At 61.9% G+C, this 18329-nt stretch carries 18 protein-coding genes and 1 riboswitch; of the genes, 6 read left to right on the top strand and 12 right to left on the bottom strand.

Going from position 1 to position 18329, the window contains the following annotated elements:
- Window positions 1-23 precede the first annotated feature (23 nt).
- From N687_RS0118185 to N687_RS0118160, 6 genes are all read right to left on the bottom strand, one after another.
- Entirely contained in the window at window positions 24-380 is a 357-nt protein-coding gene (locus N687_RS0118185; RefSeq protein WP_051663439.1) for a cupredoxin domain-containing protein, read from the bottom strand.
- 94 nt (window positions 381-474) lie between these two features.
- Window positions 475-1089 carry a phosphatase PAP2 family protein gene (locus tag N687_RS22550; protein ID WP_051663438.1) on the bottom strand — a complete coding sequence of 205 codons (615 nt, stop codon included), beginning with the start codon at window positions 1087-1089 and terminating at the stop codon, window positions 475-477.
- Window positions 1079-2098, bottom strand: a complete 1020-nt coding sequence (locus N687_RS0118175; RefSeq protein WP_197029326.1) for a phospholipase D-like domain-containing protein — start codon at window positions 2096-2098, stop codon at window positions 1079-1081. Before N687_RS0118175 ends, N687_RS22550 begins: the two co-directional genes overlap by 11 nt.
- A gap of 275 nt (window positions 2099-2373) precedes the next feature.
- Complete coding sequence (locus tag N687_RS0118170; protein ID WP_029423217.1) at window positions 2374-5484, bottom strand: DNA polymerase III subunit alpha; 3111 nt, start codon at window positions 5482-5484, stop codon at window positions 2374-2376.
- Window positions 5484-5726 (bottom strand): hypothetical protein, encoded by a 243-nt coding sequence (locus N687_RS0118165; RefSeq protein ID WP_029423216.1) that lies wholly within the window; start codon window positions 5724-5726, stop codon window positions 5484-5486. Before N687_RS0118165 ends, N687_RS0118170 begins: the two co-directional genes overlap by 1 nt.
- A gap of 49 nt (window positions 5727-5775) precedes the next feature.
- Entirely contained in the window at window positions 5776-7113 is a 1338-nt protein-coding gene (locus N687_RS0118160; RefSeq protein ID WP_029423215.1) for a hypothetical protein, read from the bottom strand.
- A 302-nt stretch (window positions 7114-7415) separates the two neighbouring features.
- On the opposite strand from N687_RS0118160, the gene N687_RS0118155 reads away from it, so the two are divergent.
- From N687_RS0118155 to N687_RS0118135, 5 genes are all read left to right on the top strand, one after another.
- On the top strand, window positions 7416-8042 hold the full coding sequence (locus N687_RS0118155; RefSeq protein ID WP_029423214.1) for a CAP domain-containing protein: 627 nt from the start codon (window positions 7416-7418) through the stop codon (window positions 8040-8042).
- Window positions 8043-8202: 160 nt separating this feature from the next.
- Window positions 8203-8334, top strand: a riboswitch (cyclic di-AMP (ydaO/yuaA leader).
- A gap of 299 nt (window positions 8335-8633) precedes the next feature.
- A complete protein-coding gene (locus N687_RS0118150) occupies window positions 8634-9092 on the top strand; it encodes a hypothetical protein (protein ID WP_029423213.1) in 459 nt (152 codons plus the stop codon).
- Window positions 9093-9335: 243 nt separating this feature from the next.
- Window positions 9336-9893 (top strand): 2'-5' RNA ligase family protein, encoded by a 558-nt coding sequence (locus tag N687_RS0118145; RefSeq protein WP_197029325.1) that lies wholly within the window; start codon window positions 9336-9338, stop codon window positions 9891-9893.
- Entirely contained in the window at window positions 9890-10453 is a 564-nt protein-coding gene (locus N687_RS22545; protein WP_051663436.1) for a C40 family peptidase, read from the top strand. The genes N687_RS0118145 and N687_RS22545 overlap by 4 nt, the downstream gene beginning before the upstream one ends.
- A 147-nt stretch (window positions 10454-10600) precedes the next feature.
- A complete protein-coding gene (locus tag N687_RS0118135) occupies window positions 10601-11158 on the top strand; it encodes a GNAT family N-acetyltransferase (RefSeq protein ID WP_051663435.1) in 558 nt (185 codons plus the stop codon).
- Window positions 11159-11436: 278 nt separating this feature from the next.
- Here the strand turns inward: N687_RS0118135 and N687_RS0118130 are convergent, their stop codons facing one another.
- From N687_RS0118130 to N687_RS0118120, 3 genes are read right to left on the bottom strand one after another with little or no spacing between them, the layout of a single operon-like run.
- On the bottom strand, window positions 11437-12720 hold the full coding sequence (locus tag N687_RS0118130) for a TRAP transporter large permease (protein ID WP_029423209.1): 1284 nt from the start codon (window positions 12718-12720) through the stop codon (window positions 11437-11439).
- Window positions 12721-13197 carry a TRAP transporter small permease gene (locus tag N687_RS0118125; RefSeq protein ID WP_029423208.1) on the bottom strand — a complete coding sequence of 159 codons (477 nt, stop codon included), beginning with the start codon at window positions 13195-13197 and terminating at the stop codon, window positions 12721-12723.
- A 12-nt stretch (window positions 13198-13209) separates the two neighbouring features.
- Entirely contained in the window at window positions 13210-14256 is a 1047-nt protein-coding gene (locus N687_RS0118120) for a TRAP transporter substrate-binding protein (protein WP_029423207.1), read from the bottom strand.
- 225 nt (window positions 14257-14481) lie between these two features.
- Between N687_RS0118120 and N687_RS21505 the strand changes: the two genes are divergently transcribed.
- Window positions 14482-15576, top strand: a complete 1095-nt coding sequence (locus tag N687_RS21505; protein WP_035462486.1) for an alpha/beta hydrolase family protein — start codon at window positions 14482-14484, stop codon at window positions 15574-15576.
- Window positions 15577-15646: 70 nt separating this feature from the next.
- Here the strand turns inward: N687_RS21505 and N687_RS22540 are convergent, their stop codons facing one another.
- From N687_RS22540 to kduD, 3 genes are all read right to left on the bottom strand, one after another.
- Window positions 15647-16933: an amidase gene (locus N687_RS22540; protein ID WP_051663434.1), complete on the bottom strand. Its 1287-nt coding sequence runs from the start codon at window positions 16931-16933 to the stop codon at window positions 15647-15649.
- 356 nt (window positions 16934-17289) lie between these two features.
- On the bottom strand, window positions 17290-17469 hold the full coding sequence (locus tag N687_RS0118105) for a hypothetical protein (RefSeq protein ID WP_156040211.1): 180 nt from the start codon (window positions 17467-17469) through the stop codon (window positions 17290-17292).
- A 90-nt stretch (window positions 17470-17559) separates the two neighbouring features.
- Entirely contained in the window at window positions 17560-18324 is a 765-nt protein-coding gene (gene kduD / locus N687_RS0118100; RefSeq protein ID WP_029423203.1) for a 2-dehydro-3-deoxy-D-gluconate 5-dehydrogenase KduD, read from the bottom strand.
- Window positions 18325-18329: the final 5 nt, after the last annotated feature.

Here is an 18329-nt window from a genome sequence, read left to right as displayed (position 1 = left end):
AAGCCGCACGCACGCGGATCTCGTCAGCGGACCGTCAACGTGCCGCGCAGACCCGGCTCCGGCCGGCCCCCGGTGTCGGAATAATAGGGAAATCTACCGCGCCGGTCGGGCGTAAAGGACGCTGTCGCCCGCTCGCCAGGCGCCAGATTGGGGGTGAAGATGTAGAAATCGGGGATGACGAGGTTGTGCGTCTTGGTGCCCCGGTTCACAATCGTGAGGTTTACTGGTTGATTGAGTCTGGCCGTGAACTGCGGCGGATTGATCCCGGTGTCGCGCAGCGTCACCTGCACCGACACCTGTGCCCGCACCGGGGCGAGAGGTCCGGACAGAGCGGTCACGGCCGCAGCGCACAGACATACTGCGAAGGCTCTTGCTCCCATGGATTGTGCGTCTCCTCATATGGCGGATCCGGATTGATTCTGGAAGTGTGCCCCAGGCGACCGTGGGACATGTGTATGCAGCACCTATCGGCAGCTAACCGGACGGGCCCCCCGCCAACCACGCCGCCAGGGCGCCCGCCAACGCGCCGTGCAGCGCGCCACCCAGCACGTCCGTCAGGTGGTGCAGCCCGCAGTACACGCGCGAGACGCAAAGGAGCACCGCCAGCGCCAGCAGCACCGGCCCGTAGGCCGGCACGTGGACGAAACTGACCGCGAGGGCAAACGCCCCGGTGGCATGATTGCTCGGGAACGCCTGCCCCCCGGCGTGCCCGACCAGCGGCGCAAACCCGGCGGTCTCAAACGGGCGCGGCCGGTCCACCCACCGGGAGATGGGTTCGTTGAGCAGACGAGCCGCAACGGCCGCCGCCACGCCCGCCAGGGCGGACGTACCCGTCTTTGCAGCCGGAATGCCCGCTGGCCAACCGAAGGACGCCATCGCCATCAGGGCCAGCATCACGACAGGTGTGACACGGGCGGCCACCGCCATCGCCGCATTCAGCCCGGGCCATCGCCGCCACAGCGGCACGAGTCGGCGGGTGACCGCGTGATCGATCCGGTCGGCCCACGGTCCATCCCCGATGCCGCTCCGCGCCTCGTCCCCGGCTCGCCGCCATCCACCGCAGGTTCCGGCCGGCGGCTCAACCCGCATCGCCGTCTCCCCCTTGTCCGGAGCGCCGCGCGGGATAGACCGTCCCGCGAGTCATCTCGTCGGCCAGGTCCTCCTCCAGCGACCGGGCGAAGGACGGCACCTGATGCAGTTCCACATCGCCTTCGTGGTTGTACGTGTAGGCTTGGTGGCTGAAGTTGGCACTTCCGATGAGAAATACCCGGCCGTGATCCACGTCGACCATCTTGGCGTGCATCCACTCCTCCCCGTACGGCTTGTAAAACCGCACCACTGCGCCCGCCTTGCGGAGGGTGTCCGCGGTCTTGCGGTTTTGCGATTGGCCCGGATCGAGCAGGACCTCGACGGTGACCCCTCGCTTCGCTGCCGCCGTCAACGCGTCGATGACGGCCCAGTCCGACAGGACGAACGCCTCCATCGCCACCGACTGGCGGGCGCTCCGGATGGCGTCGACCACGTGCTGCTCCACCTTGCGCTCGTCGACGAGCGGAGCCTTCACGGCAGGCGCTGCGGCCGGTTCGCCGGACGCCCGCTGCCAGTCCCAGCGAAAGAGCGCGTCAAAAGAATCATTCGGCTGCGCGATCACGACAGAGGCGTCGTTGTTGTCCCAGCTCCCTGTTCCGAAGTTCATCCCGCCAATCAAGACCCCGCCGTCCGCCACCAGCATCTTGATGTGCGAGATACCGCGCGGGATGCGCAGGGATTCGACAGGGACCCCGTTCCGGCGCAGGTACGGGACCCCCTCCTCCTGGCTGTGCTGCTCCGTCGCGTCCACGACCACCCGGACATCCACGCCGCGGTGCCGGGCGTCGGCCAGGGCCGCGAGGATGTCCGGATCGGACAGTTCGTAGATATCCAGATGACAGATGCGGCGGCTTTCGCGGATGAGCGCGAGTGCCTGGGTCTTCACATCCGCTTCCCAGACCAGGGTCATCCCGGCCTCGGTGACCGGTGCCGGTGCGTGGCGCTGCGATGCACCGGGCTGGACGGCGGGCAGGCACCCGGCTGCCAGTGCCAGCACCCCGAACGCCATAGCGAAGCCTCTCCTGCGCATCCAAGTTTGCCACGAAAACCGCATACGCGCCCCTCCCGATGGCCCCCGGCGCCCCCGTCACACAGGGCCCGGCGACGCCCCCGTTGTGACACCGTTGTGACACCTGGAATATACCCCATCGGACGGCGATGTCCTGTTTTCCATGCGATCGGTCTCCAACATCGTATCGATCCGCGCGTTTTGGAGCAACCCGGGCCGCTGGCGCCATCCATTCCAGCCGGCAGCTTGGGCCGGTCGCCGGGACTCCGTCCACATCATGTCAGCGGCCACACGGCCGACGCGACCACCTGCGGCTTCGTCCCGCCGCGCCGCTGCACCTCCCCCGCCACGCCGGCCAACCGGCCGTATGGCGTGAACAGCATCGCCCCGCACGACTGGTAGACCGATTCGAACATCGTCACGTCGACAAATCCCGTCTCGTCCTCCAACGTGAAAAACACCACCGTCTTGCCGCTCCGCGTCGGCGGCCGGTGCGGCCGCACCACCAAGCCCGCCACCCGCACGATGCTGCCGTCCGGCAGCGACTCCACCTCCCGCGCCGTCACATGCCCGGTTCTCTCCAGCTCGGGCCGGTAAAGATCCAACCAATGGCCCGAGATGCCCACCCCGAGCAGACGGTATTCGTCCATCAGCTTCGCCGCAAGGGACAGATCGTCGCCGGGTAAGCCTATCCCGTCCGGTTCGCTCTCCGCCCCGAACGATGCATCCCACCACGGCGCATCCGCCGACCGCTCCCCGAGCCACACCGGCAGCGCCCACAACGCCGCCCGGCGCGACGGATGCAGCGCGTCGAACGCGCCCACCCGGACCAGGTTCTCCGCCGTCAGACGGTCCACCTGCGGGACGCGGCGCAAAAGGTCGAGGGCGGATTCAAACGGCCCGTCTCGATCCCGCGCCTCACACAGCGCCTCGGCGACCGCCTCGCGAAACCCATGGATGCGGCAAAACCCGAGCCGAATCGCACCGTCCTCCACCTGGCATGCCCAGGTGCTGCGGTTCACGTCCGGCCCCAGCACGCGGATGCCGCGCCGGCGGGCCTCGGCGCAGACGACGTGCACCGGGTAGTAGCCCATCGGGTACTGATTGAGGATGGACGCGTAAAACTCAGCCGGAAAGTGGCAGACCAAGTACGCGGTCTTGTAGGCGGTGGTGGCGAAGGCCGCCGCGTGTGCCTCGCAGAACCCGTAGCTGGCGTAGCCCTGGATGTAGGAGAAGATGGTCTGGGCCACCGCTGGATCGACGCCGGCCGCCTCTGCCTTCTCGAGAAATTGCTGTCCGATGCGCTCCATCTCCGCCGCCGAGCGGGCCCTGCTCATCACCCGGCGCAGCTGGTCCGCCTCGCCCGGGGTGAAGTGCGCGATCTCGGTCGCGATTTCAATCACCTGCTCCTGAAACAGCACCACCCCGTACGTCTTGCCGAGGATGGGCTCCAGTTTCGGATGCAGGTAGGTGATGGGCGCCTGGCCATGGCGGCGGAGCAGGAACGGATCGACCATGTTCCCCTTGATGGGGCCGGGCCGGATGAGGGCGACGCTGGCGACGATGTCCTCCAGCCCCTCCGGTTTCAGGCGCGCCTGCAGGGCCCGCTGGGCCGGGCTCTCGAGCTGGAACACGCCGATGGTCTCACCGTTGCCGAGCATCGCGAACGTCTCCCGGTCGTCGAGCGGGATGCGGTCGTAGTCGAGCCGATGGCCCTGCCGCTCGCGCAGCACCACCGTATCCTCGATGGCCGCCATCGTGCGCAGCGACAAAAGGTCCAGCTTGACGAGCCCGACGTCCTCGACGCCCTCCTTGTCAAACGGGGTCATCCACTCCCCTTTGGCGGACGGCTGCAGCGACGTCACCTCCATCAGCGGCCGGGCGCTGATCACCACGCCGCCCAGGTGCATCCCGAAGTGGCGCGGGAAGCCGGCCGCCTGCGCCGCCAGCCGCCACAGCCAGCGCAATTGCCGCTGGTACTGGGAGACTTCCCGCAGCTCCGGCAGCCGCTCGAACAATCCCTCCAGGCGATCGGCGTGGGCCGCCCACGGCACCCGCTTGGCCAGCGCGTCCAACAGGGCCTCCGGCAGCCCGAGCGCGGCGCCGATGTCGCGCACCGCCGAACGGCCGCGGAACGTCTGGTAGGTCGCGACGCGCGCCACGTGATCGGCCCCGTATTTGCGGTACACGTAATCCATCACCTCGTCGCGGCGGCGGCTGTCGAAGTCGATGTCGATGTCCGGCTTCTCCGCCCGCTCGAGCGACATGAACCGTTCGAACAACAGCCCGCGCCCGGCCGCGTCGACGTCGGTGATGTACAGGCAGTACGCCACCGCCGAGTCAGCCGCCGATCCGCGCCCGGCGCAGCGGATGCGGTGACGGCGGGCGAAATCCACAATGTCCCAGACGGCGAGAAAGTAATCCGTGTAGCCGAGCCGCTCGATGATCCCCAGTTCGTGCTCGATCCGATGGCGCAGTGCGGCGTCGATGCGCCCGTACCGCTCCCGCGCCCCCCGCCACACCAGATGGCGCAACAGCCCGTGCGGATGGCGCCAGCCCTCCGGCAACCGGTAGCGGGGAAACAGGGACACCCCCTGCGGCAGGACCACTTCGCAGCGCTCCGCGATCGCCAGCGTGTTGGCGAGGGCTTCTGGCGGCAATCCGGCGAAGCGCCGCTCGGCTTCGCCGGCGGAAAACAGCCAACGGGTGTGGTTGAGAGGCCGCTCGGGGTGCGGCGTGTGGATGTCGCAACCGAGCCGGATGCAGGTGAGCACATCGTGCAATGCAAACTGTTCCGGATGTACGTGGTGGACATCGCCGGTGGCGACGACCGGGATGCCGAGTGCCTCCGCCAAGGCGACCCGGCGCCGGTTGAGGCGATCCGTCCCCGGGTAACCATCCGCCTGCAGCTCGATGAAATATGCCCCCGGAAACGCGTCGCGATACACGCGGGCCAGCCGCTCCGCCGCATCGTCCTCGCCGCGCAGCAGGTGGCGGGCCAATCGCCCGCGGCGGCAGCCGGAGAGCACAATCAGGCCTTCCCCATGGGCCAGCAGCTCGTGCTCGGGGACCCGCGGATCGCGCCGGCGCTCCTGCCCGGCGTGCGCCAGGGTGAGCAGCCGGCACAGGTTGGCGTACCCCGTCCGGGTCTCGGCCAACACCGTGAGGTGCGATCCGTCCTCCAGCGTGATCTCCGCCCCGGAAATGGGCTTCACGCCGTATGCGGCGGCCCACTTGTGGAAACTGGGCAATCCCGCGATGGTGTTGTGATCCGTGAGGGCGATGGCCTTCATGCCCAGCAGCGCCGCCTGCGCCACCAATGCCTCCACCCCCGCCGCCCCGTCGAGGAAGGAAAAGCAGGAATGGCAGTGCAGGTGGAGGAACATCAGTCCCACACCCGGTAGATGAACCAGCGTTCATCGAAAAACTCGAGATCGAACAACGCCTGATCCTCGGTCAGCACGCGCACCACGACGCGCGGCCCCTGATCTGCCCACCAATCCCCCATTTCAATCCAGCGATCGATCACGCTGTCCACCCGGTGCCATTTTCCACCATCCCGAAAGACCTGCGGGACCTCCCCGCACAGGCCATGCACTTCGATGGGCCGATTCACCAATCTGCTCACGGGCCGCCTCACCTCACGTCTGCCTCACGCCCATCTCACATCCGCGTCCTCACGCCTCACTCGCGCCCGTGGACGCAGCCGCATCCAGCACGGCCTGCATCCTTCGCTCCCGAAATCCCGCCGTCACACCGAGGCGGACGGCCGCCGGGTATTTCCGGTTGATCTGATGGACCACCTTCCTCACGGCCGCCGTCCGTTCCCGCCCACGGGGCGCGCTCCCGCCCGGCTGTCTCAGGCGGGCCCGCTCCGCGCCGCCCGTTCGCATGAAATCGTCCAGCCTCGCCTGCACGGCCTCGAGCGGGCGCAGGTCGGACGCGTACACCTCCAGGCCGGAAAGCCCGGCCAAAGCCATGCGATCCGCCGCCTCACGCCCCGGCGTGAGCGCGGCGTGAAGGGATTCCGGTGTATGAAGAGGGCGCCTCTGAGGCCGCTCCCAGCGCCCGATCTCCATCCCGGCTTCCCACACGGCCCCCACCTTCAAGGCTCCGATCCCGTCCCGCTGCAGCTGTTCGCTCAACCGCCGGACGAGGTGTTCCCACACCTGTTCCACCGCCGCTCCGCTGACCGCTTCGCCCGCTGGCGCCCGCCACGCCGCCCTGCGCGACGCGGGCGGATAATTCACCGCGATGGCACCGCCCGGCGCAGGGGTCAACCACGCCCGCCAAGCCAAGGCATCCGGCCCGAACCGTCGCTTCAACTGCGCCGCGGGGACGGCGGCGAGGTCCGCCCAGCATTCGACGCCGAGCTGCCGCAACGCCGCCCGGGTGGCGGCCGGCAGCGGCCACAGGGCCTCGATGGGCAGACGACCTGCCCACGCCGTCTTTACGGGCGGTTCCTTCATCCTCAAGCTCCCCGCCGCCCCCTGCCCAAAGGCGTGTGAGCTCCACGCCCGCACCCCGGGGGAGATCACCCATACCTGCCGGCCCACACGTACGGACTGCACCCCTGGGATCTTGTGATGCCGGCTCGCCATCAGCAGGGCTCGGGCGAGCATGGGGTGCTCGGCCAACGCTGCGCGCAGCTGCTGGTGTTCATGCAACAACCCGTCCAACGCCCGCAACAGCTCCCGCACCTCCTGGATGGGGGGCATCTGTCCCGGGATCTGCAGGTAGAACGCGTTTTTCCCCACCGTCTCGAGCCACGGTGAACACTGCCACAACCGCGCCCACACCGCATCCATCACCGGCGTCGGCCGATCCGCCTCCGCGCACAGCACCAGTCTTGGCACCAGCGCCTGCGCCTCAGCGGGGCGCATCCCTGGGCGGACGCCCTGCTGCCGGGCGGGCAGCGACGCGTCGCTGATACCTCCCGCCCCGACGCTCGCCCACAGCGGCGCGGTCGACTCCGCCAACACCCCTTCCACTTCGCCGAACAGCGTAAACCGCATATTCCCACCCCCTGTACGCAACGCCGCGCGCACAATGCGAACATATGTTCTGTATGCGAGTATTATACTCCCACCCGGGGCAAAAACAAACGTATGTTCGCAAGGGAATCGTTGGATGGGGGCGCCTGGCGTCCAAACCCGGATTGCAAGGATGGTCAGAAAATCAAATGCGGACACGCTCAGGCATCTGTGGGGAAATGAAACTTTCCCACTATGGATTCCTGATATTGCTGGTAGGCATCATGGTGGATGGACGTTACCATAGAACTAACGCTTATCCATTCTCGAAAGGGGTATGCAGAATGAAAAAACGGTTTTTTGCTGCCGTCACTTCCGTCGTTGCCCTTTTCGCATTTGGGCCCCCTGTCTATGCGGGGACGACATATACCGTTCAACCGAACGATACGCTGTGGAAAATCGCCAAGAGTCATGGCATTTCCTTGAGTTCCCTAATTCAAGCCAATCCGCAAATCAAGAATCCGAACGTCATCTGGGTCGGTGAAAAACTTCAGCTCCCCAGTTCAACCGCATCGACCACAACAGGTTCCTTGGCGCAACAGTATGCTGTGACGGTTGCGCAACTGGTGAATCAACAGCGCGCCAAGGCGGGACTGAAGCCGCTTGCGCTCAACAGCAAACTTTCCGCGCTGGCCATGCAAAAAGCCGCTGATATGTACCAAAATCATTACTTCAGTCACATCTCCCCGACGTATGGTTCACCGTTTGACATGATGCAACGAGAAGGGATTTCCTTCACCTATGCCGGGGAAAACATTGCGGAGGGTCAAACCACGCCGCAACAGGTGATGAACGATTGGATGAACAGCCCAGGACATCGCGCCAACATTTTGAACCTCCATTACGACACCATCGGCGTTGCATATGACCATGGTATATGGGTACAGGAGTTCATCGGACACGGATATTAACGATGAATCGCATACAAAAGAGGCAGGATCCCCCTGCCTCTTTTGTATGCAATACCATATGTCCACTCGGATGATCATGAATCCATATATGTGATGCCCTCAGAAACAGAGCAACCGAGCCGAATCCCTTATCCATAGCTGGTCATTGCGCGGTTCATGGAATTGTAAAACGCCGAACCTTCTCAGGGCGGGGGAGATTTACCTTTGCCTTTGGGGTGAATGACAAATCGTCTAGGGCAACCTTTCTGCCCGAACCCGTCAACTAACCTCGTAGGCGAAAGAAAGGGGAATTCAAGTGCATACGTTTCCGAAAACCCTCCTTACGGGAACGGGTTTTGTTTCCTTTTTCGTCGATTCCGCATCCTTGGTAGAAAATGTAATTTTGTCAGACTCCGTTCCACACGCCTCACACACACAAGGGACATCCGATCCGCAAACCGCGGTGTCCACATCCTCCAACGCGAATCCACACGTGTACCCGCAATCGTGCTCGATCACGCAGAATTTGCTCACCAGCCAAATTCCGTAAACTCGGCACGCCCAAAGATTTGGGCGACTCCCCAATCATACCCTGAAGGAGGGGCATGGAGCGTGGCCATCGAACAAACCAAGGAAGCCGAACATGTGTTTATGGTGTCGACGGAGATTTTCCAGCATCCCGGCCTGGATATTTACACACAAATGGTGTGTATTGTGTTGCAGTCATACAAGAACGAATCCGCCCTACCCACCCTGGGAGACATTGCGCGCCTGGGCAGGATGACTACCAAACAGGCAACAGGTGCCCTCCAGGCACTCGTGGATTTAAGAATTCTGCCGCACAAGATCTTTCGGCAAATCATTGGGGAATTCGAAGATGATCGCCTGTCATGGACAGCGAAAGGGCTGCTTGCGTACTGTAAAACCCACCCACACGTCAGGTTGCAGGATTTGGTCGAATTGTCCAGCAAATCGGGCGAAGACGAACACCACATCCGAAACGCCATCAAGGAACTGGATCGCTACGGCTACCTGGATGATTTGCCTGAACTAAAAAGAGTGATTCACTGAAGCACAACTTCTTCGTGTTGGTTGAATGAGGGACCTCCATCCTGCCTGAATTCAGGGGGCGAGGTCCCATCGGATTTGTTCTCACGCTCTGTTCAATTCATTGTTGTTTTCGACCATACTGGAAGTATTGTCAGGTGAACAAGCCGATTGCGGAGGGACAAGGCGTTGCATCAAGGACAATTGGGAGGAGGATGTGGAACGGAAGGCGAACCATGCATGCATTGTTGACGGCAGGTGAAGATGATGCACGCAATTGTGTCATTGTTGGATGAACACCACTATCAACATGTGGAGAATCTTTGGTCCGAGTTGCGTAATCAATTCGGATTGAATGGAATCTACAAGACTCCGTATCCGCACTTCTCTTATCACATTGCGAGGCAGTATGATTTTCAAAGGATCGGAGATGAACTGAAGCGCCTGTCCAGGGAGATCCCACCCTTCACGGTTCGTACATGCGGATTGGGTATCTTCACGGGTGCGGATCCAGTATTATACGTGCCCGTCGTAAGGTCCAGTCTGTTGGACAGCATACACAGAACTCTCTTGACGAGAATCTCTGACGCCGCGGACGAGGCATCTCCATATTATGGGCCTGATCAATGGATACCCCACATCACAATCGCCCAATGGAATTTGGATGAGAATGTACTTGCAAAGGTTGTCGCTCATTTGTACGATCGCAACTTTTACTGGACGATCCGAGTAAACAACTTCGCCATCATCCAAGACGACGGCAAGCGTCCATTCATCAAGAACCGCTTCGATTATGCACCACAGGAAGGTGAGGGCACACCGTGAAAACCCGTTTCAAAGTGATTGCCGGTGGACTTGTGGGCGCGTCCGCCGTCTTGATTGGCGCAACCGAGGTGTGGCACCATCTGCGGCAGCCTGCCGTACCACAGTCATCCGATTCAAACGTGTCCATTCAGCTCGTATCCTCCACCCCCGTGAACTCCTTGCAGCAAAACCAGCAGCAAGATGGGAAGCAAAACCCGCAGCAAATGCAACGGCAAAACCAGGTGTATTCCGTGGTCCAGCAGATGCTGCAAGCGCCCGCGACAGCCTCGATGGATGCGTCCGCGTTTGTACAGTCTGTGTATGCCAAGGTGGGCGTGCAACTGCCGAGGACGATCGCCGAACAAGCGCAAACCGGGACCCTCATCAACCGCCCAACCGATCTCGCAACAGGAGACCTGGTCTTCTTTCACCTCGACAACACCAACAGCGCTCCAACATTTGACGGAATTTACCTCGGCGACAACCAATTCGCGGCCCTGACCACCCACGGTCTGAAGGTCATCCCCCTCAATGATCCGTACTGGTCGGACAAATTTCTGTACGGCCGGCGTGTGCTGTGAAGGAAAACCACCTGCGTTGAGACCTTTGGCGCAGAGCATTCCAAGGCGACTGAAACGGGAATCCTATAAAATCTGTATAAAATAAAAACGTCTTGTTCGCAGGAAGGGTTGTTTTTGGTGTACAATTCATGGAAAAGGAGTGAGCGTATGAAAATCTATCCAATCCGCCCAGCCGAACACAGCGACATTGACTCGATTGCATCCGTCGCACTGGAGTCCTGGAAATACACCTATGGTTCTATCTACCCAGAAGATGTGATCCATCAATTTGTTGCGAGAGCATATTCTGCTGAAAACTTGACGGGCTCCATCGACAGGGATAGCGCACGCTCCAAAAGGCTCTTCTGTGTGGCTCTCGACACGGACGGACAAATCGTTGCTTTCTCCCATACGGTTCCTGAACCGAATAGCGACACGTCTTTTGAACTGGTAAGAATCTACGCATTGCCACGGACTCATGGAACGGGTGTCGGAACGGCATTGCTCAACTACCTGTTTGAAAATGTACCGAGCCTCACCCAATTGACTGCATGGGTTGAACAAGACAACACTATCGGAAGAAGGTTTTATGAGCGACACGGCTTCAAGGTCATAGACGAGAAAGAGGACGATTTCTTTGGGCATAAGACTGTACTTCTAAAGTATCGTCTTCAAAGAAATCCTGGCGAACTGGCGACAGCCGGCTTCGCGCGACCAAGTGCTTGATAGCACCTGCTTCAGCGCATCCCCAGTCTCATGTGAAACCAAAAGGATACGCCCAACATCAGTGACGTGAATATCCATGGAGTTCATCGCTGCTCATATGGAGATACGTTAAGTGAATTTCAGCTCCACCCACTCCCAAGCGGTATCCTCACGCATCTTTTATTTGTGTCTATTTTTTCAGAATACTACCAGCGCGCTCAAGAAGATCACAATTTAAGCGACCAGAGCGAACAAAAATGAAAAACCTCCGGGAAACCCCGGAGGGCACACCGCCTTACCTACGCGTGCGGCAACAGATGCGGCAGTGTCAGAGTGACCGCCGGTACGTACGTGATCACCATCAGCACTGCGAAAAGCAACAGCAAGAACGGAATCATGGCAATGGTCATCCGCTCGACGGAGATCTCACCGATCGTACAGCCCACAAAGAGAACGCTGCCCACCGGCGGGTGGAGCAAACCGATGCCCAAGTTGAGCATCATGACAATCCCGAACTGCACCGGATCCATTCCGAAGTGCGTCACCACCGGCAACAGAATGGGCGTCGCGATGAGGATCAACGGTGCCATGTCCATCATCAATCCCAACAACAGCAGGATGAGATTGATGAGAAGGAGAACCACATACCGATTGTTGGACACAGAGGTGAGGGCCCTCATCACCTGATCTGGAATCTGCAAATACGACAGAAACCACGAGAAAGCCGCGGAAGCACAGATCAAAAACAGGACGGCGCTCAACCGGTAAAACGTCGCGACCAACACTTGATGCATCTGGCGCAACGAAGCACTTCGAAAGCCGATAAACACCAGGATGAACGCGTATACCACCGCGATTGCAGCCGATTCGTTGGCGGTGAACACCCCGAACAGAATGCCGCCGATAATGATGAACGCTACCGTAAGCGACAGGAGTCCTTGCACCACGATGCGCGGCCACTCACAAACCGGAGGCAGCACCTCCTTCGGATATCCCCGCCGCACCGCCATCGCGTAGCTCAATCCCATCAGGGCCAGGCACAGCAGAATGCCGGGGACAATTCCTGCCGCAAACAGCGCATTGATCGATACGCCTCCAGCCACCAGAGCGTACAGGATGATGTTGTGGCTCGGCGGGACGATCAAACCCTGGATGGAACCCGTGATGGTCACGCCGACCGCGTAATCCTTGTCATAGCCCTTTTGACGCATCATGGGGATCATGATGGAACCGATGGAGGACGCATCCGCTACGGCAGACCCTGTGATGCCTCCGAAGAACATGCACGCAACGACATTCACAAGGGCCAGTCCACCGCGCAGACGTCCGACCAACAGGTTCGAAAAGTCGATAATCCGCTGGGACAACCCACCCTCACCCATGATTTCGCCGGCGAGGATGAACAGCGGGATCGCCAGAAGCGACCAAGAATTGATGCCGCTGAGCATGCGTTGGCCCACCACTTCGAGCGGGACCCCGAGATACCAGCCCGTGAGGAAGGAGGAGATGACCAACGCCAGAGCGACGGGCACCCGCAGCAACACACCCAGGACAAAGCTGCCGATCAAAATCCACGTGGCCATTCATCTCACCTTCCCTTCACGGCTGAGCAAGTGCATGAGCCCATAGAGCATGGTCAGCGCACCGGCGGCCGGGATGACCAGGTATTGCAGCCCGTTGGGCAGACCGGTGACCGGCAGGTGAGAGGACCACGTGAGCAAGGTGAATCGATATCCCTCTACCGTCAGGACCAATCCATACAGAATGACCAACAGGTCGATGGCCTTGTCAATCCCCCACTGCATCCATTTCGGAAAGCGGTCCACGATGAACGTGATCCGCAGGTGCATCTGTCGCCGGAACCCAGCCGCGATGCTGATGAAGCCAAACCACTGCATCACGGTCAGAACCATTTCTTCGGACCACGCTGGCGTGTGGTGCAATACATAGCGGCTGAAGACCTGCCAGAACACGATGACGACCATGATGAGCATCAAATAGGCTCCTAACCATTCGACCATGCGGTCCAGCCACCGCATGGCCTGCTGCAGCCGGTCCATGACCATCCTCCATCACTTCGTCGCACGGATCTGATCAATCAGGCTCTTGTAGTCCTTCCCATACTTGTCGTACAAAGGTTGAACCGCCTGCTGCCACTCCGCGACGTCCTGCACTTCCGTAATGACGTTCCCATTGGCCTTCACCGCATCTTTGGCTTTCTGCTCCAACTGCGTCCACGCCTGGCGCTCCGTCTGCTGCGACTCCACGGCCGCTTGCCGAATGATCTGCTGATCCTGGGGGGACAGCTTGTTCCACGTGGCCTGGCTGACGAGCAAAACCTCAGGATTGCGCGTGTGTTCGTCCTCCGTCACATACTTCGCGACCTTATAGTGATTCGTCGTGTAGTAGCTTGGCCAGTTGTTCTCCGCTCCGTCGATCACGCCGGTCTGCAGCGCATTGAACACCTCACCGTAAGCCATCGGGGTCGCCGAGCCACCGAGGGTGTTGACGAGATCGACAAAGATGTTCGACTGCTGGACGCGGATCTTCAGTCCTTTCAAGTCGGACGGGTGGACAATCGGCCGCTTGGAGTCATAGAAATTCCGGGCACCCGAATCGTAATAGGTCAAGCCCACCATCTTGGCGCTTTGCAGACTATCCAGCAACTGCTGCCCGATGGGGCCGTTGAGGACCTTCCACATTTGGTCTGAGCTGCTGAACAGATAGGGCAGCGAGAACACGCCGATCTCCTTGTCGTACGATGCCAGCGGCGCCGTGTTGATTCGCCCGAAGTCGATGGCCCCGAGCTGAATCTGTTGAATGACCGTGTTCTCGTCTCCCAACTGCGCATTTGGATAGACTTTGATTTGAATGCGACCGTTCGTCCGTTCGTTGACCAGCTTCGCAAACTCATTGTCGCCGAGCACGGTCGGATAGTCCGCCGGTTGGTTGTCGGCCAGACGAAGCACCATCGCTGGCTGTCCAGACGCACCAGAGGACGTCCCGCCGCTGGTGTTCGATCCCGCCTGATTCCCTCCCGACGACGACGTCCCGCATGCGCTTACACCCAGTGCAAGCGCCATCACGGCACCTGTCCCCAGCCACCTGCGCATACGCATCCGTATTCCCCCCTGAACACGCACTGAAATCCCACACCAATCCACAGGAACGCGTGCAGTTCATGACACCGTGCTTCTCTCTCGCGCAACATATCCGATTAGCACACTATGTTTCTTGGGACGAAATCATGCTTCCAACTCAAATCAATATGTTCTTCCACACTCCCACAGATCCACACATCTTGCGGTAGAATGGAGGCCAAATTCTGTACGGGAGGGACCGGCATGCCCGTCACGCACGCCGAAGAAATTCTTCAGCGAATCGATGAGGATTCCGCCAAGCGACGGACCGCCCGCTTGAACGGAGAAGGAAGTCTTCAGCAGCAGCGCCGCCAGCTCATACACTTGCTGGGCATGGATGACTGGGTGGTGTCAGAGGATCGATTGCCCTCGCACCCCCTCGCCCCTGCCCTGCTCGCCGTCGAAACGGCGGAAGACCTGCGGCTGGAGTGGATCGAATACACCACCTACCCGGGCGTGCGCACCTGCGCCTGCGTCCTGACGCCCCCGCACAGCCCCGGCTCGAGGCCGGCCGTGCTCGCCTGCCCGGGACACGGGCGCGGGATCGCCGATGCCATCGGCCGGCCGCTGCCCCCGGAACTCGCCCGTCCATCCGCCCCCTCCCTGGCCGGTCCCCCCGTCCCGCAGGAAGGCGGCATTCACCGCCGTTTTGCGATGGAGCTGGCGCGCCGGGGGATGATCGTCATCGTCCCCGAGGTGTTCGGCCTCGGCGTCCGCCGCCTCGCCGACGATGACGCGGACGATCCCGCCGGCCGCCGCTCCTCCTGCTACCGAATCGCCACCCATCTGCTGATGCACGGCCAGACCCTGGCCGGATTTCGCACCTATGAAGCGATGCGCGCCCTCGACTACCTGCGGACGCGGGCAGACGTGGACGCGCATCGGATCGGCGTATTCGGTTTTTCAGGCGGAGGGCTGATCGCCATGCTGACCGCGATACTCGACGAGCGCATCCGGGCGGTCGTCCTCTCCGGATACGCCTCGACCTTCCGGGGCAGCGTCCTCGCAGCCCCCCACTGCGTCGACAACTACATCCCGGGCCTGCTCGAATGGGGCGAGATGCCGGACTGGATAGGCCTCATCGCCCCCCGCCCCTTGTTCTTGGAAACGGGGGTGGACGATACGGTTTTTCCGCTCCCACCTGCCCTGGACGCCGCCGCAGCGGTGCGCGCGCGGTACGAGGCGCTGGGGGCGCCCGGCGCGATCGCCACCGACGTCTTCCCGGGCGGACACGAGATCAGCGGCCGCCGCTCCTTCGACTGGCTGGCGCGGCAACTCCAGGCCGCGGACACGGCATGAAGCACAAAAACGCGTCTTTCCTGTCCTTCGGCCGGTACATCTTGCGGATCGCCGGACGCCCGACACTCGCTCATTCCGCGAAATATTGCGGACGGACCTGTTGTGCCGGCAATTCGGGCAAGACCGACAACAGATCGCGGTCATGGTACTTTCTCGCCCACACCTGAACCCCCAGCGGCAATCCGTCCGAACTGGTCCCGAACGGGATGGATGCACACGGCAGACCCACGATGCTCGACATGGTCGACATGGCCGGGTTCCCGGTGGACGACAGTCCCTTCGGAGCGGGCCCCAAGGTGGAGGGCAGCACCAGCAGGTCGCAGTCCCCGAACAACTCGGTGACCTTCCAGGTCAACTCATCTTTCCTGCGCAAGCCATCCAGATACGATTGGATACTGGCTTTCGATCCCTGTTCGACGACCCATCGAATCTCGGGCCCGACGGGGGTCCCCTCCTCCTCCGCCGCGGCCAACACGGGTCCGAGCAAACTGTACACTTCGGGATGGAAAATGGACTCAAACGTCTCTTTCACGTTCAAAAACCAAGAGGGAACGAGCATCTCCCGGACCACATGCCCCTGCGCGGCGAGCGCTTCGGCATACCGTTTGACGGCGGCCAACGCGTCTGGCGTGATGCCCTCCATGGGGCTGGTGTCGAGAACGCCTACCTTCAGGCGCCTGGAAACCACCGATGGCTGAATCCTCTCCGCAGTGACCGCGGTGCCCGTGCCGCCGTACCCCGTCACGACATCGAAGACACGCAACAGCCATTCCGGTTCACGTGTGAATAACCCGGGGTGATCCAGAGAACGGCTGATGTGCGTCATGCCGAGCGTATCCACGATGCCAAATGTCGGCTTGAATCCATACACACCACAAAAACTCGCAGGCCGAATGACCGATCCGTTCGTCTGCGTGCCCACCGCGAACGGGACCATCCCGGCTGCGACCGCAGCCGCCGAGCCGCTGCTCGAACCCCCCGGCGTGTGATCCAAATGGTGCGGATTGCGTGTCACCGTCGGGCGGTACCAGCAAAACTCGGTGAGCTTCGTCGTCCCGAGGATCACCGCGCCGGCCGAACGAAGCTGGCGGACCAAAGCGGCATCCTCCTTCGGGACCTTGTCCGGTTTTACGGGCGCACCGTTGCCAGGCGGACGGCCCGCCAAGTCGAACACGTCCTTCAGCCCCACCACGAGCCCTTTGAGCGGGCGCGGACGCTCCTCCCGGTCCAGTTCCTCAGCCTGGCGCAACGCCTCCTCTGCGAACACCGTCTCCCACGCGCGCACGTGGCCGTCCAGTCGCTCAATGGCCGCCAAGCACCGTTCGACAGCGCGCTTCACGGATGCTTTCTCATCCATCACACCGTTCCTCCCTTTTGGACCGCTGTTGTGTTGCCCAATCCGTTCTCCTTGACCTGAGTCTTCGCACCAGAGGCGGACGCGGTCATGGGAAAACGATTGGGAGAATAGCACAACACGTCCATCCATGCACCGGCAGCCGACAGGCACAGGAGAGCGAATCCACTCATGATCGACAAGACATTTTTCGTACCCTGCCGCCACCTCGCGAAGGGTCTCAACGAGATGATACCACAGCCGTCCCGAAGATTCCGTACACAATGAAGTGGGGCGGCCCCACAGCCGCCCCCGGACAAGCCCTCGGTGTCCCCTTCGCGCGAGCCATCCGCCTTGGCAACGGTGGACGGTCCCGGCCATTACCCCTGCGGCGCACGGCTGGGCAGCTTTCCTGCCCCCGCCTGCGCCCACACCAATGCCGGGACCGCAACCGTCGGGTCGATGTGTGTGTACAGGGTCGGCGTCCAACCCACATCGGAGCCCAGGGGCTGACTGGGGTACTTCTGGTTGTACAACGCCAGCAGGTCCACCGGCGCCACCTTGTGGCCCTGCGCACCTGGCGTCCGAGGTCGGTCGCCCCGCCGGCCGTTTTCCACATCCTCATACGCAATTCCCTCCTTGAATTCCCTTCATCGCGCCAGCCAGCCCCCGTCGACCACCAACACGTGCCCGTTCACGTAGTCGGACGCGGGGGAGGCAAGAAACACCGCAGCCCCCGCGATGTCCGCCGGATGGCCCCAGCGGCCGGCCGGGATGCGCGATCGAATGGCTTCGTTTCTATCCGGGTCATTGCGCAGCGCTTCCGTGTTGTTCGTCGCGACGTATCCCGGCGCGATGGCGTTCACCTGGACGCCCAACGCCGCCCACTCGTTGGCCAGCGCCTTGGTGAGGCCCGCCACCGCATGTTTGCTGGCGGTGTACGCAGGCACCAGGATGCCCCCCTGGAACGACAGCACCGACGCGATGTGGATGATCTTGCCCTGGCGGCGTTCGAGCATCGGCTTGGCGACTGCCTGCGTGAGCCAGAACAAAGAATGAAGGTTGACGTTCATCACGTCGTACCAGTCTCGTTCGCTGTACTGAACGGCGGGCGCCCGGCGGATGATGCCCGCGTTGTTGACGAGGATGTCGATCCGCTCCTCCTCCAGCAGCCCCTGCACGCCGGTCGCGGCGGTGCGGGGATCCGCAAGATCCATCAGGACCGTGCGATGGCGCCGCCCGGTCTCGGCCACCAGGCGCTCCGTCTCCTGCATGTTGTCCTGGTGGCCGAGCAGCACTACGTCCGCGCCCGCCTCGGCCAACGCCACGGCAATGGCCTGGCCGATGCCGGTCCGGGCCCCCGTCACCAGCGCTGTCTTACCGGCCAGCGAAAACATCCGTTCCAAACCGCTCATCCTCA

It is taken from the genome of Alicyclobacillus macrosporangiidus CPP55, assembly GCF_000702485.1.
GTDB classification, from domain to species: Bacteria; Bacillota; Bacilli; order Alicyclobacillales; family Alicyclobacillaceae; genus Alicyclobacillus_H; species Alicyclobacillus_H macrosporangiidus_B.
Note: the sequence above shows the minus strand (reverse complement) of the source record. Positions and strands in the feature narration are given on the sequence as shown.

Bases quoted from the DNA above. Each gene is read 5' to 3' on its own strand.
- N687_RS21505 (WP_035462486.1), top strand. From the start codon at position 14,482: ATGCCCGTCACGCACGCCGAAGAAATTCTTCAGCGAATCGATGAGGAT.
- kduD (WP_029423203.1), bottom strand. From the start codon at position 18,324: ATGAGCGGTTTGGAACGGATGTTTTCGCTGGCCGGTAAGACAGCGCTG.
- N687_RS0118145 (WP_197029325.1), top strand. From the start codon at position 9,336: ATGCACGCAATTGTGTCATTGTTGGATGAACACCACTATCAACATGTG.
- N687_RS0118170 (WP_029423217.1), bottom strand. From the start codon at position 5,484: ATGTTCCTCCACCTGCACTGCCATTCCTGCTTTTCCTTCCTCGACGGG.
- N687_RS22540 (WP_051663434.1), bottom strand. From the start codon at position 16,933: ATGGATGAGAAAGCATCCGTGAAGCGCGCTGTCGAACGGTGCTTGGCG.
- N687_RS0118185 (WP_051663439.1), bottom strand. From the start codon at position 380: ATGGGAGCAAGAGCCTTCGCAGTATGTCTGTGCGCTGCGGCCGTGACC.
- N687_RS0118160 (WP_029423215.1), bottom strand. From the start codon at position 7,113: ATGCGGTTTACGCTGTTCGGCGAAGTGGAAGGGGTGTTGGCGGAGTCG.
- N687_RS22550 (WP_051663438.1), bottom strand. From the start codon at position 1,089: ATGCGGGTTGAGCCGCCGGCCGGAACCTGCGGTGGATGGCGGCGAGCC.
- N687_RS0118125 (WP_029423208.1), bottom strand. From the start codon at position 13,197: ATGGACCGGCTGCAGCAGGCCATGCGGTGGCTGGACCGCATGGTCGAA.
- N687_RS0118155 (WP_029423214.1), top strand. From the start codon at position 7,416: ATGAAAAAACGGTTTTTTGCTGCCGTCACTTCCGTCGTTGCCCTTTTC.
- N687_RS0118135 (WP_051663435.1), top strand. From the start codon at position 10,601: ATGAAAATCTATCCAATCCGCCCAGCCGAACACAGCGACATTGACTCG.
- N687_RS0118130 (WP_029423209.1), bottom strand. From the start codon at position 12,720: ATGGCCACGTGGATTTTGATCGGCAGCTTTGTCCTGGGTGTGTTGCTG.
- N687_RS0118120 (WP_029423207.1), bottom strand. From the start codon at position 14,256: ATGCGTATGCGCAGGTGGCTGGGGACAGGTGCCGTGATGGCGCTTGCA.
- N687_RS0118175 (WP_197029326.1), bottom strand. From the start codon at position 2,098: ATGGCGTTCGGGGTGCTGGCACTGGCAGCCGGGTGCCTGCCCGCCGTC.